The 12,621-nt window shown below is 72.9% G+C and carries 14 protein-coding genes and 1 tRNA gene; 7 read left to right on the top strand and 8 right to left on the bottom strand.

Translation table 11 applies throughout. The features are described from left to right. Together C1I98_RS24805 and C1I98_RS24810 are read right to left on the bottom strand one after the other, a co-directional pair. Nucleotides 1-828 (bottom strand): DNA polymerase domain-containing protein (locus tag C1I98_RS24805; RefSeq protein ID WP_111169834.1); only part of this gene is annotated, 828 nt, incomplete at its 3' end. Beyond that, the gene (locus C1I98_RS24810) at nt 825-4,682 is read right to left on the bottom strand and encodes an nSTAND1 domain-containing NTPase (RefSeq protein ID WP_111169835.1); all 3,858 of its coding nucleotides are present in this window, start codon (nt 4,680-4,682) and stop codon (nt 825-827) included. The genes C1I98_RS24805 and C1I98_RS24810, both read right to left, overlap by 4 nt. A gap of 133 nt (nt 4,683-4,815) precedes the next feature. Here C1I98_RS24810 and C1I98_RS24815 point away from each other — a divergent pair, with 133 nt between their 5' ends. Further along, nucleotides 4,816-5,679, top strand: coding sequence for an SDR family oxidoreductase (locus C1I98_RS24815; protein WP_111169836.1), 864 nt, complete (start codon nt 4,816-4,818; stop codon nt 5,677-5,679). A 270-nt stretch (nt 5,680-5,949) separates the two neighbouring features. Next, the gene (locus C1I98_RS24820) at nt 5,950-6,642 is read left to right on the top strand and encodes a YqjF family protein (RefSeq protein WP_158558169.1); all 693 of its coding nucleotides are present in this window, start codon (nt 5,950-5,952) and stop codon (nt 6,640-6,642) included. Here the strand turns inward: C1I98_RS24820 and C1I98_RS24825 are convergent, their stop codons facing one another. The 3 genes from C1I98_RS24825 to C1I98_RS24835 form a co-directional block, all read right to left on the bottom strand. Continuing rightward, on the bottom strand, nt 6,643-6,912 hold the full coding sequence (locus C1I98_RS24825) for a DUF3817 domain-containing protein (protein WP_199537186.1): 270 nt from the start codon (nt 6,910-6,912) through the stop codon (nt 6,643-6,645). Beyond that, entirely contained in the window at nt 6,909-7,352 is a 444-nt protein-coding gene (locus C1I98_RS24830; protein WP_111169838.1) for a hypothetical protein, read from the bottom strand. The genes C1I98_RS24825 and C1I98_RS24830 overlap by 4 nt, the downstream gene beginning before the upstream one ends. 110 nt (nt 7,353-7,462) lie before the next feature. Further along, nucleotides 7,463-7,906, bottom strand: a complete 444-nt coding sequence (locus tag C1I98_RS24835; protein ID WP_111169839.1) for a MarR family winged helix-turn-helix transcriptional regulator — start codon at nt 7,904-7,906, stop codon at nt 7,463-7,465. Nucleotides 7,907-7,982: 76 nt separating this feature from the next. On the opposite strand from C1I98_RS24835, the gene C1I98_RS24840 reads away from it, so the two are divergent. Next, nucleotides 7,983-8,576, top strand: coding sequence for a TetR/AcrR family transcriptional regulator (locus tag C1I98_RS24840; protein WP_233508152.1), 594 nt, complete (start codon nt 7,983-7,985; stop codon nt 8,574-8,576). Next, nucleotides 8,555-9,160, top strand: a complete 606-nt coding sequence (locus C1I98_RS24845) for a hypothetical protein (protein ID WP_199537187.1) — start codon at nt 8,555-8,557, stop codon at nt 9,158-9,160. The genes C1I98_RS24840 and C1I98_RS24845 overlap by 22 nt, the downstream gene beginning before the upstream one ends. Here C1I98_RS24845 and C1I98_RS24850 read toward each other — a convergent pair. Together C1I98_RS24850 and C1I98_RS24855 are read right to left on the bottom strand one after the other, a co-directional pair. Continuing rightward, nucleotides 9,150-9,815, bottom strand: coding sequence for a response regulator (locus C1I98_RS24850; protein WP_111169840.1), 666 nt, complete (start codon nt 9,813-9,815; stop codon nt 9,150-9,152). The genes C1I98_RS24845 and C1I98_RS24850 overlap by 11 nt on opposite strands. Continuing rightward, nucleotides 9,812-10,933, bottom strand: a complete 1,122-nt coding sequence (locus C1I98_RS24855; RefSeq protein ID WP_199537188.1) for a sensor histidine kinase — start codon at nt 10,931-10,933, stop codon at nt 9,812-9,814. Before C1I98_RS24855 ends, C1I98_RS24850 begins: the two co-directional genes overlap by 4 nt. A gap of 97 nt (nt 10,934-11,030) precedes the next feature. On the opposite strand from C1I98_RS24855, the gene C1I98_RS24860 reads away from it, so the two are divergent. From C1I98_RS24860 to C1I98_RS45790, 3 genes are all read left to right on the top strand, one after another. Next, nucleotides 11,031-11,744 (top strand): class I SAM-dependent methyltransferase, encoded by a 714-nt coding sequence (locus C1I98_RS24860; RefSeq protein ID WP_111169842.1) that lies wholly within the window; start codon nt 11,031-11,033, stop codon nt 11,742-11,744. Nucleotides 11,745-12,041: 297 nt separating this feature from the next. After that, nucleotides 12,042-12,356, top strand: a complete 315-nt coding sequence (locus C1I98_RS24865; RefSeq protein ID WP_111169843.1) for an SAV_915 family protein — start codon at nt 12,042-12,044, stop codon at nt 12,354-12,356. Then, a complete protein-coding gene (locus C1I98_RS45790; protein ID WP_111169844.1) occupies nt 12,293-12,475 on the top strand; it encodes a DUF4259 domain-containing protein in 183 nt (60 codons plus the stop codon). Before C1I98_RS24865 ends, C1I98_RS45790 begins: the two co-directional genes overlap by 64 nt. Here C1I98_RS45790 and C1I98_RS24875 read toward each other — a convergent pair. Beyond that, nucleotides 12,464-12,537 (bottom strand) — tRNA-Gly (locus tag C1I98_RS24875). The two genes, C1I98_RS45790 and C1I98_RS24875, sit on opposite strands and share 12 nt — an antisense overlap. Nucleotides 12,538-12,621: the final 84 nt, after the last annotated feature.

The raw sequence follows: 12,621 nt of genomic DNA on the forward strand, positions 1-12,621 counted from the left end.
CATCAGGGTGGACCAGGGGTCGGTGCCCGCGAGGAGGCCGACGGCGGTGTGGACGGTGAAGTCGGCGGGGGAGACGCGGTCGAGATCGTCCCAGGCGACGGGGAAGGAGACCGGGGTGCCGGGGCGGATTCGCGGGCTGTAGGCGGCGACGATCGTCGCGCCGCCCGCCCTGGTGGAGTCGAGGAAGACCTTGCCCTGGCGGTCCTCCCTGATGAAGGCCGTGGTGGCGAGGGCCGGGTCCAGGCGTTCGGCGCGTACGGCGAGCGCCCGGGTGGCCGCCGCCAGGTCCTCCATGGCGATCCCCGGGACCACCGGCACGAAGATGTGGACGCCCTTGGCCCCGCTGGTCTTCACCGCGCCGGACAGACGCGCGTCCGCCAGTGCCTGCCTGACCAGCAGTGCCGCGGCCACGACCGCCCGGAAGGGCTCGCCCTCGGGCGGGTCCAGGTCGAGCACCATGTGGGTGGCGTGCTCGCCGCGCACCAGCGCCGGGTGGTACTCGACCGCCCGCTGGTTGGCGAACCACAGCAGCGTCCGCCGGTCGTCGCACAGCGCGTAGGACACCTGCCGCTGGGAGGCCGCCGCCCACAGCGAGACCGTCCGGATCCAGTCGGGGGCGTACTTCGGCACGTTCTTCTGCATGAAGGGGGCCTGGCCCGGACGCACCCGCAGCACGGAAAGCGGCCGGTCGCGCAGGGCGGGCAGAAGGCGGTCGCTGATCTGGTCGAGGTAGTCGACCAGGTCGCGTTTGGTGGCGTTCGCGCCGTCGAAGAGCGGCCCGCCGAGGTTGGTCAGCGGCACTCCCTCGCGCGTCTCATCGCCGGTCATCCGCCCCACGATAGCGGGCCCGGGCAGGGCGGCCGGAAGGCCGTGCCCGGCAGGTAGCGGTTCCATTCCGCGCGGGTGACCGGGGGATGGGCCAGGGCGCAGACCTGCCCGGCGACCCGGCCGAGGTGGGTGTCCCACTGCCGGGCGGTGAAGTCCGCGCCGCCGGTGACCAGGGTGGAGCCGTCGGGGCTGAACGCGGCGGACAGCACCCGGGCGGTGTGACCGGCCAGTACGGCCGGCTGGCCGGGCGCGGCGGGGTCGGCGATGTCCCACAGCCGGACGGTGCCGTCGAAGCTGGCGGTGGCGAGCAGTCGCCCGCCGGGGTGGAAGACGACGTCGGAGACGGCGTTCGCGTGGCCGGTCAGCGTGGCGACCGGGCGCGGGGCGGCGGGGGCGGTGATGTCCCACAGCCGGGCGGTGCCGTCGGCGCCCGCGGTGGCGAGCAGCCGTCCGCCGGGGTGGAAGTCGACGTTCATGACCGCGTTGCCGTGCCCGATGATCGTGGCGAGGGGGCGTGGCCGGCCGGGGACGGTGATGTCCCACAGGCGTGCCGTGCCGTCCGCGCTCGCGGTGGCGAGCAGTGTGCCGTCCGGGGCGGTGGCGACGTCGTCCACCGCGTCGGTGTGGCCGGGCAGGACCGCGAGCGGGACCGGGCGGCGGCGGTCTGCGACGTCCCACAGCCGGGCGGTGGTGTCCTGGCTGGAGCTGGCCACGATGTGCCCGCGCGGATGGTAGGCGACGCCCGTGACGTTCAGTGTGTGCCCGATGAGCCTGGCCGGTGGTTCTTCCGGGCGCTCGGCGTCCAACAGCCGCAGCGTGCGGTCCAGGCTGGCGGTGACCAGTGTACGGCCGTCCGGGGCGAACGCCGCGCCGGAGACGTTGTCGGTGTGCCCGCCCGGCCTGGCCCGTACGGCTGGCCGCCCCCGCTCGCCGAGGTCCAGCAACTGCGAGGTCTTGTAGCTCCCGGCCAGCAGCGCCTTGCCGTCCGGGCGGTAGGCCACCGCGTTGACCGTCCCGGTGTGCCCGCCGATGACGGGTGACCGTACGTTCCACAGCCGTACCGTGGTGTCCTTGGAGGCGGTGGCCAGCATGCCGCCGGACGGGTCGAACGCGACCCCGTAGACGACGTCGCCATGGCCGCCCAGCGTGACCGGCGCGCCCGCGAACTTCGGGTCGGAGATGTCCCACAGCCGCGCGGTCAGGTCGTAGCTGCCGGTGGCGATCGTGTGCCCGTCGGCGGCGAACGCGATCGACACGATGCCGCTCTCATGGCCGGGCAGCGCGGCCAGGAACTCGGGCCGGCGCGGGTCGGCCACGTCCCACAGCCGCAGCGCGTTGTCGAAGCCGCCGGTGGCCAGGGTACGGCCGTCCGGGCTGAACGCCGCCGCCAGCACCCGATCGGCGTGCCCGATGAGCGCGGGCAGCGCCACCGGATGGGCGGGGTCGGCGACGTCCCAGCGCCGGACCCGGGCGTCGTTCCCCGCCGCGACCAGGGTGCGCCCGTCGGGGCTGAACGCCGTCTCGTTGAAGACGCCGGGCAGCGTGGCGAGGGTCCTCGGGCGGGCCCGGTCGGTGATGTCCCACAGCCGCGCGGTCTCGTCCTCGCTCACGGTGGCCACCGTGCGGCCGTCCGGGGCGAAGGTGATCTCCGAGATCCGGCCGGCGTGGCCGGTCAGCGTGGCCAGGAGCCTCGGGCGGCGGGGGTCCGCGACGTCCCACACCTTGCCGGTGGCGTCACTGCTGGACGTCGCCAGCAGTTCGCCGTCCCGGCTGAACGTCACGTCGGTGACGTCGTCGGTGTGCACGGTCAGCTCCGCGAGCGGCAGCGGGCGGCCCACGTCGGTGACGTTCCACAGCCGGGCGGTGGCGTCGGCGCTCGCGGTGGCCAGAATCCGCCCGCCGGGGTGGAACGCCACGCCGAACACCGTGGCGCGGTGGCCGGTCACCCGGGTGGCGAAGGGCGCGGACAGGCTGCTGAGCAGGCCGCCCCGGGCCTCGGCGGTGGGGGCCAGCCGGTACGCGGCCAGGGCGAGCTGCGCGGCGAGCGCCGGGTTGGTGGCGCGCAGCGCGGTGGTCTCCGCGGCGACCTTCCGCGACAGTGCCTCGTCGCGCTGCCGGGTCGCCGTGCCCTCCGCGCGGATCGCCGCGAACGACGCGCCGAGCGCGAGCAGCAGCGACAGCAGCAGCGCGCCGATGGTCTGGTACAGCCTGCGGGTACGGCGGCGCGCGTGGCGCACGCTCGCGTCGAAGAACGTGAGGGCCAGCGGCGGCAGCTCGGCCCGGTGGTCGCCGATCCACTCCTGGGCGGCGGCCAGCCGCGCGCCCCGGTAGAGCGCCTCCGGGTCGCGCCCGTCGCGCTGCCAGGACTCCGCGGCGGCCACCAGCCGGCGTCCGGCGATCAGGCCCGCCCGGTCGGCGTCCAGCCAGGACCGCAGCCGGGGCCAGGCGGTCAGCAGCGCCTCGTGGCTGATCTCGACCGTGCCGGTGTCGGCGGTGATCAGGCGCTGCGCGATGAACCGGTCCAGCACGTCCTTGGTCTCGGCCTGGGAGGCGTCGCCGCGGGCGGCGAGGAGTTCGGTGGTGGTGGCCCGGCGGCGGGTGTCTGCGGTGTCGGTGCCCAGGTGGACCAGGTGCAGGAACAGCCGCCTGGCGACCTCCTGCTGCTCGGCGGACAGCGCGTCGTAGACCGCGCCGGCGGTGGCGGCGACCGCGCCGTCGATGCCGCCGACCGCGCGGTAGTCGGCGACGGTCAGCTTCTTGCCGCGTCCGTGCCGCCAGCTCGCGTCCAGGGCGTGCGACAGCAACGGCAACACCCCCGGCTCGTGCGCGCCTACCGTATGCCTGCCGGCTGGGGCGACGTCGCGGAGGAGGAGTTCGACCAGGCCGTCCTCGATCGGGGTCTTCGCCCGGCGGGCGGGTTCGACGATCGCCTCGCGAAGTTCGGCCGCGCTCATCGGCCCGACGGTGACCTGACCGGCCCGTACGGCGTCCACGAGTTGCGGGTGGCGAAGCGCGGGCGCGTAGAAGTCGGCGCGCAGCGCGATCACCACCAGCGCCCCGCCCGCGGCCGCCGCCGACACCCCGGCCACGAACAGGCGGCGCTCGCCCTCGTCGTCGCACGCGGTGAACAACTCCTCGAACTGGTCGATCACCAGCACCGGCCGCCCGCCGCCCGCCTTCCCCGCGTAGTCCGCGCAGCGGCCCGGGTCGGCGCGTACCGCGTCGGCCACCCCGGCGACGGGCGTCCCGGCCAGGGCGGCCAGCCTGGCCGCCAGCTCCTCCACCGGCCGGGGGCCAGGGGTGAACAGCTCGATCGGCCAGTCCGCGGAACCGGGCAGCGCCCCGCCGCGCAGCGCGGCGATCAGCCCGGCGCGCAGCAGCGAGGACTTCCCAGAGCCGGACGCCCCGACCACGACCCGCACCCCCGCCCCGGTCGCGAGCCGGTCGACGAGCAGGCCGGTCAGCGCCCGGCGGCCGAAGAACCACTCGGCGTCCTCCGGCTGGAACCCGGCCAGCCCCCGGTACGGCTCAGGGCCCGCGGGCCGGGGCCCGGGGGCCCGCCGTACCCGCCGCCAGGCCGCCAGCCAGCGTTCGGCCTGCCCCGGGTCGCGCACCCCGCACACGTCGAGCACCCGAAGCAGCAGGTCACGGGAGGCGCTGGCGGGCAGCCCGCGACCGGCGAACCAGTCGCCCACGGTCGTGTGCGCCCCCTGTACGCCGATCTTGGCCGCCACCTGCCGGACGGTCAGTTCGGCCTGCTCGCGAAGCAGCGACAACTCCCTGGCGAAGTCCTCCCTGCGCTGCACCCGGTCCGGGTCGGGCGGGCCGCCGGGCGCTGGCGACGACGTGGGCATCCGGCCTCCTGACGACGGCTGATACCTGATTGTCGCCGGAGAGGCACACATGGTTACAGCTTGATGTGGAATGGGAAGACGCCTTGTCCCCGGGGTGGCGTTAGCCGTACGCGAGCGGGGGCACCCGGAGGGCATGGCAGAGCAATCCAACAGCGAGCGGCCGGAGCAGAGCCAGCCGTACCCGGGGCGGACCGGCGAGATGGCACCGGGGCCCAACGACGAGATGCGCGACTACGCGGGCCGAAACCTGCTGGCCGGCAAACGGGCGCTGATCACCGGCGGCGACTCGGGGATCGGCCGCGCGGTCGCCGTCGCGTTCGCCAAGGAGGGCGCGGACATCGCGATCGCCTACCTGAGCGAGCACGAGGACGCGGCGCACACCAAGAAACTGGTCGAGGCCGCCGGACGGCAGTGCGTGCTCATCCCCGGCGACCTCGCCGACGCGAGCCACTGCCAGGCGGCCGTCCAGCAGGCGGTCAGCGAACTGGGCGGACTGGACATCCTGGTGAACAACGTCGCCTACCAGGCGGGGGTCGAGTCGCTGGAGGAACTGTCCGACCAGCAGTGGGAGCACACGTTCGCGGTCAACATCCACAGCTATTTCCGGGTGACCAAGGCGGCGCTGCCGTACCTGAAGGCGGGCAGCGCGATCATCAACACCTCGTCCATCAACGGGCTGCGCGGCAACAAGTCGCTGATCGACTACGCGGCCACCAAGGGCGCGATCAACGCGTTCACCTACTCGATGGCGCAGAACCTGGTCGATCGCGGCATCCGGATCAACGCGGTGGCCCCCGGCCCGGTCTGGACGCCGCTGATCCCGGCCACCCTGCCGCCGGAGAAGGTCGCGATGTTCGGGCAGCACGTGCCGATGCGGCGGGCGGCCGACCCGGACGAGATCGCCCCGTCGTACGTGTTCTTCGCGTCGGAGAAGCTATCGTCCTACTACACGGGCGAGGTCCTGGCCCCGATCGGCGGGGAGACCCTGCCGGGCTGACCCCGGGGGCGGCCCGGCCCTCATGGGGGTGTGCGACTCCGATCACCGCTCATGGCAGGCGTGTGCCTGATCACCACGGTGCCCGCGGTGGCCGCTCCCGGGTCGGTCCGGGCGGTCCCGGCCGCGCCGATCGCCGGTCGGCTGGGGGCCTGCCGTGTGGATGGGTGCGTGCTATTGTGCGGCCTTGACCATGATCGGGAGGATGCGAGTGGACCTGCGGATTCGCTCCGGCGGCGGCCCCCCGGCGCATCGATGGTGAGTGAGCCCGCCGTGTCGCTGCCGGTCATGTACCAGCGCTGGTCGTGGATGACGTTCGCGCACTGGCGCTATCCGGCCCCGGTCGTTCAGAGGCTGCTGCCCGATGGGCTCACGGTGGAGACGTACCTCGATGACGCCTGGGTGGGGCTGGCCATGTTCATGATGGAGGGGGTACGCCCGCCCGGATTGCCCGCCGTGCCGTGGTTGTCGAGGTTCCCGGAGACGAACGTGCGGACCTACGTCCGTGACCGGCAGGGGCGCAGCGGGATCTGGTTCCTGTCGCTGGACGCGGCACGGCTGCCCGCCGTGCTCGGCGGGCGGGCGGGTTTCGGGCTGCCCTACTACTGGTCGCGCATGTCGGTCGGTACGGCCGGGCCGCGGGTGCGCTACCGGTGCCGCCGTTACTGGCCGGGACCGGGCGGGGCGCGCGGTGACGCCGAGATCGAGATGGGCGAGGCGTGCACCGAAGAGGAGTACGACGAAACATCGCACTTCCTGATCGAACGCTACCGGCTCTTCACCCGCATGGCCGGACGGCTCGCCACGGCCAGGGTCGAGCACCCCCGCTGGCCGCTGCGGCACGCCCGCCTGCGCGGGCTGGACCAGAGCCTGCTTCAGGCGGGCGGCCTCCCCGAGCCGTACGGCCCGCCGCTGCTGCACGCGTCGGTGGGCGTCCCGGTACGGATCGGCATGTTGCACCGGTGACTATTGACCGGGAGTCTCGCCGCGCTTCAGCCGTCGTACCGCGAGCAGCCCGCCGATGCCGGGGATGAGCGCGCGCAGCCGGACCCCGGGCACGATTGGCGCGCGGGCCAGCAGGGTGATCATGATGACCACGAGGTAGGCCGCGCCGTGCAGCGGGCCGACGACGGCGCTGACCGGCCTGGCGTGCAGGGTGACCAGGTTGACCAGCAGGACGACCAGCGAGATCGCCTCCACGGCGGACGCGAACCGCAGCACCGGCAGCCCGCTCATCCGGCCGCTCCCGAGCCGGGCTGGACGACCATCAGCACCACGATGGCGGTCCACAGCAGGTTGTAGACGCCGGCGAGGATGGACAGGGTGCGAAGCCCGGCGCGGTCGCCGGGGGGGGCGAGCGCGTCGCGCTGCCGCGGGTAGATCTGCAGGGCCAGCAGACCGCCCGCGACGGCGGTGAGGATCATCGCGAGGACGACCCAGAGCTGCATGGTACGGCCCTGCATGACGGCCAGGACGAGCCCGGCGGCCGGCACGATGAGGCCGGCGATGCTGTAGCCGCGGGTGATGCGGTGCAGTGCGGTGGCCACGGCGCGGCTGCGTTCCACGGTGGTGACGGCGAGCGGCGCGTAGCGGGGGAACAGGCTGGTGGCGATGGCCGAACCGCCGACGAACAGGATGCTGCCGACGATGTGCACCACGAGCAGGAGGGCTTGCACGGCTTCTCCTCCATAACCTTCAGGGGGCCTGAAGCCTAGCATGCAGCCTTCAGGGTCCCTGAAGGGGTCGTGGGACTCCTGCAGGGTTCGTGGAGGGCTCGTGGGGGGCGTCAGGGCTCCTGGGTGAATGCAGCGCGGATGGTCTCGGCCACCCGCCGCATGATCGGGTCGGCGTCCGGGCCGAACAGCTCCTCGTCCACCTCCCGCAGCGCGGCCTTCGCCGCCCTCAGCAGTCGCGCGCCCTCGGGAGTGATCTCGATCGCCGAGGCCGAGCCGGCGCGGGCCGTGTTGTCGCGTACCAGTCCCGCGCCCACAAGTGCCCGCACGGCCCCGTGCGCGCTCTGCACCGTGATCCCCGCCATCCTGGCCAGGTCGCTGAACGAGATGCCCGGCACCGCGGAGATGTGACCGAGCATGCCGAACCTGCCCACCGTGAGGTCGAGCGGCGCGAGGGCGGCGTTGAGCCGGGTCTCGACCTGCCGGGCCAGGGCGAGCACGATGAGGGAAGGGCTGGTCGGGCTGGTCGGGGGGCTGGGCCGGTCGTCGTCGGTCACCCGCCCAGTCTTGCGTACCCTGCTGCCCTCCCGGCCGCGAGTGGACCATGACTGACCAGTCAGTCATAATGCTGGCATGATGAGCCCCAAACGCGTGGACAAGCCCGCGCGGCGGCAGGAGATTTTGGAGGCGGCGGTGCGGGTGTTCGCCCGCCGCGGGTTCGCCGCCAGCCGGATCGAAGACGTCGCGGCCGAGGCCGAGATCGCCAAGGGCAGCGTCTACCTCTACTTCGACAGTCGCGAGGAGATCCTGCACGCCGCGTTCGAGGCGCTGGCCGCCGGTTCGCGGGAGATCGTCGGCCGGGCCCGTACCACCCAGGCCCCGCCCCTGGAGCGGCTCGCCGGCCTGATCCGCGACGTGATCACCTCGGTCACCGTCAGCCCCGAACTGGCCCGCCTGCTGCTCGACCTGTACGGCTCGGGCGCGCGCGAGGAGGGCCTGCCACTGCACATGGCCGAGATCTACCGCGAATATCGCACGGCCATCGCCGCCCTGCTGGCGGAGGCCGTGGCCGAAGGCTCGGCCCGACAGGGCGTGGGCGTGGCGGAGGCCACCGTGATCGTCGGGGCGATCGAAGGCTGCCTGCTGCAATGGATCATCGATCCGGCCCTCCCGATCAACGAACTCGCCGGGCCCATCGCCGCACTGTGCGTGAGCGGGGTGCGATGAACCGGCTCACCTTCGCCGCCCGCCTGCCGCGCGCCGTCGGCGACATGCTCGTCGCCCCCGACGCCACCAGGGGGGAGACGGTCACCGCCTACGCCACGGCGGTCGCCGGAGCCGCGCTGGTGGCCGTCATCGGCTCCCGGGCCGGGCACGCCTGGCCGGTGGTCGCGTTCCTGGCCCTGGCCGGCTTCGACCTGTTCGGCGGGACGGTCGTCAACGCCACCGCGTCCGCCAAACGCCGCTTCCACCGGCCGGGCCGTACCGCCCGGCACCACTTCCTCTTCGTCGCCGGCCACGTCCATCCCTTCTTGATGGCGCTGCTCGTGCCCGGGTTCGGGTGGGGGGCGGCCGTGGCCGTGTACGGCCTGGTGGTGACGGGGGCGCTGGGCGTGCTCGCGACGTCGGCCGTACTCCGGCGTCCGGTGGCGTTCGCGGTGGCGGCGCTGGCGTCCACGGTGAGCGTGACGCTGCTCGCGATCCCGGTCGAGGTGGCGTGGTTCGCGCCGGTGCTGTTCGGCAAGCTGCTGCTGGGGCACATCCTGCCCGAGCGATCAGCCGGTGAGACCCCGCTTCTGATCAGCCGGTGAGACCCGCTTCGTAGGCGAGTAGGCCCGCCTGGGTCCGGTTGGCGCACTGGGTCTTGGCCAGCACCCGTGAGACGTGCCCCTTCACCGTGGCCTCGCCGACGAACAGCGCCGCGGCGATCTCGGCGTTCGACATGCCCCTGGCCACGCACGCCAGTACCTCCCGCTCCCGTTCGGTCAGCTCCGCGAGCAGCGCCGTACGCCGGTCTCGCTCCTCACGGCGCCGCCCACCGGCCGTGAGCAGGCTGCTCGTGGCCGTCCGGGACATCACCGTGTGCCCGCCCGCCGCCACCCGCACCAGTCCGATCAGCTCGCGCGGCGGCGTGGACTTCAGCAGGAACCCCGACGCGCCCGCGTCCAGCGCGCGCAGCACGTAGTGGTCGGCGTCGAAGGTGGTCAGCACCACGACGTACGGCGGGGCGGCCAACTGCGCGATGCGCTCGATCGCGGTGATCCCGTCCACCTCCGGCATCCGCAGGTCCATCAGCACCACGTCGGGCCGGTGCCGGACCACCGCCTCCACGCCCGCCGCGCCGTCGTGCGCCTCGCCGACCACGGTGATGTCGCCGGAAGAGTCCAGGATTGTCCGCAGGTGGGCGCACACCATCGGCTCATCGTCCACCACGACGACCCGGACCGGCTCCTCGGGTCCGTTCATGTGCCCGCGGGCACCTCCTTCGGCAGCGTCACCTCGACCTCGAACCCGCCCTCGCCGTCCGGGCCCGCCCGCAGCGTGCCGTTGACCAGCGCGACCCGTTGCCGCAGGCCGAGCAGCCCGGTGCCCGGGCCGGTGCCGACGAGGGCGGGGTCGGCGGCCTCTGCGGGCGCGGTGTTGCGCACGCTCAGCCGTACGGCGTCGCCCGCGTACTCGACACTCACCTTGGCGCTGGCCCCGGGGGCGTGCTTGCGCACGTTGGTCAGCGCCTCCTGGACCACCCGCCGCGCCGTACGCCCGACGGCGGGGGAGACCGGCGAGCGCTCCCCGGACTCCACCAGCTCGACGGCCATCCCGACGGACGCCGACTCGGCGACCACGTCGTCCAGGGCGGGCAGTGGCGCGGCCTCGTTCCTGCGGCTCGCGGGACGGTCGCCGGGGTCGCCCCCGCGCAGTACGCCGACCAGCTCGCGCAGCTCGTCGAGGGCCTGGCAGCCGGTCGCGCGCAGCGACTCGGCGGACTCCCGGGTCGCCGCGTCGGCCGAGGACACGTTCAGCGCGCCTGCCTGGAGCACCATCAGGGTCACCCGGTGCGTGACGAGGTCGTGGATCTCGGCGGCCAGCCGTACCCGCTCCTCGCCACGGGCCTGCTCGGCGAGCAGGTGCTGCTCGCGCTCGGCTCGTTCGGCCCGCTCGCGCAGCGTCACGATGAGCTGGCGGCGCGCCGTGACGTACAGGCCGAGCAGCACCGCGCCCGCGGTGAACAGCGCGGTACGCAGGCCCGGCTCGGTGGACGACGCGAGCGGCAACGCGACGAGCGCCACCGCGGCGGTGATGACGGACGGTCCACGGGCGGTGGTGAACGCCGTCAGGGCGTACGCGGCGAAGGGCGCGGCGGGCGGCCACCACAGCGCGTCCTGGCCGGCGGGGAGCGTGCCGGAGAGGGTCAGCACCGCCGTGGCGGCGGCGGTGAGCCAGGCCACCGTCAGCGGCGCGCACCTGCGCAGCGCGGGCAGCAGCGCGACGGCGACCACCACCACTGTGCCTTTGTCGAGATGCTCGGCGCTCAGCACCAGGCAGGCGACCACCACCAGCGCGTCAAAGGCCCTGTCGCGGATCACAGGCATCAGACTAGGCCGGTGACCGTCCGTACGGCCCCCTCCGAAAGTCGGGTTCTCGGGCGTCGAATTGGGTGGATGCGCAGTAGTGTGGCGCGCCATGACCGACTTCATCTCCCTCCCCTTCTATGACCTGCTCCACGAGAACGCGCACGTCCCGGCGGTCCGCGAGAAGCTGCCACCGCTGCTCACCGGCGTACGGCGGAGCATCCTGGAGATCGGGGCGGGGTCCGGTCTGATCACCACCACCCTGGCCGACCGCACCCCCGCCGAGATCTTCGCGCTGGAGCCCTCGGCCGGCATGCGCGGCATCCTGCTCTCCCGCCTGACCGGCCGCCCCGAACTTCTGAAGCGGGTGACCGTGCTGCCGTACGACGCCGTGAGCCTGGACCTGGCCGAGCCGGTCGAGGCCGTCGTCATGATCAACGTCATGTACGCGATGAAGCCGGAGTACCGCAGGCGGCTCTGGCCGGTGCTCGCGGGCGCGCTGGAACCGGGCGGCCTGCTCGTCTTCACCTGGCGCGACGGCGACCCCTCGGCCCCGCACCCCCTCAAGGAGATCGACTCCCGGCAGGTGGGCCGGCACACCTACGCGTCCTTCTCGGAGGTCATCGAGTCGGGGGAGGGGTGGATCAGGTACCGCACGGTCTATCGAGTGATCGCGGACGGCAAGGTCATCGACGAGGAGGACATCGTCGGCAACGCCTACCGTCCGAGCTGGAACGTCCTGGAGCCTGAACTCACCGCCGCCGGTTTCACCCGGACCGACGCCCCCGACGCTCCCGACGGCCTCCTCGCCTGGCGTCTGGCCTAAAGCCTCACCAAAGCGCAGAACCCCATCATTTACGCCATAGCCATCGATTATTCCGGACATTGCGATTTACCGTCCGGGCGAAGAGGTAAATGCCTATCGTGAGCCCCGGAGGCGGCGAATACGGCCGCCCTGGCAGGCAGACCCACCGTCGCTGTTCCCTCGCCGCCTCCATTGGCAGCATGTCAACATCGCGTAAGTACTCCCGGGCTCCCCGTCCAGATCGCGTAGGAACGGGGCCGACGTCGTTCCAACGGGCCTAACGTCACGGTTGCACGCCTTGTCCAAGGAGGAAATCCGATGCCTGCCCAACCGTTTTACGTGCCCATACGCGCCGGACGGGTCGCCGCGGCGCTCCGGTTGTTCCGTACCGTGGCGGGCGAGCGGACCGCGGTGGCCTTCTCCTCGCCCGCCCTGCTGACGAAGGTACTCGGCTCAGAGCAGAGCTGGATCCGGCTCAGCGAGCCCGCCCTGCGCCGTATGCTCGACGGACTCGACATCGCCGGCATCGTCATCGACCCCGCGGGCTGCGAAAGAATGGTGGGATCTGGATGGGTACCTGGGACGTGGGCCCCTTCGACAATGACACGGCCGCCGATTGGCGCGGCGACCTGAACGACGCCGCACCGTCCGAACGGCTCGACATGATCCGCCGAGCCCTGGCCGTTGAAGGACAGCGGCACGGGCTGTGGAGAAGATGTCATCCCTGTTGGGAGGGAGGTTGGAGCGGGTGACGGGAATCGAACCCGCGCTGTCAGCTTGGGAAGCTGAAGTTCTACCATTGAACTACACCCGCGTGCGTTGAGGCGCGAGACCACTCTAGCGGAAAGCGTGGGTGGTCTGAGCCATCGTCCGGGGGCGGGGGAGCGGTGTCCGGAGT

The sequence above is a fragment of the Spongiactinospora gelatinilytica genome (genome assembly GCF_003236385.1).
Lineage (GTDB): Bacteria > Actinomycetota > Actinomycetes > Streptosporangiales > Streptosporangiaceae > Spongiactinospora > Spongiactinospora gelatinilytica.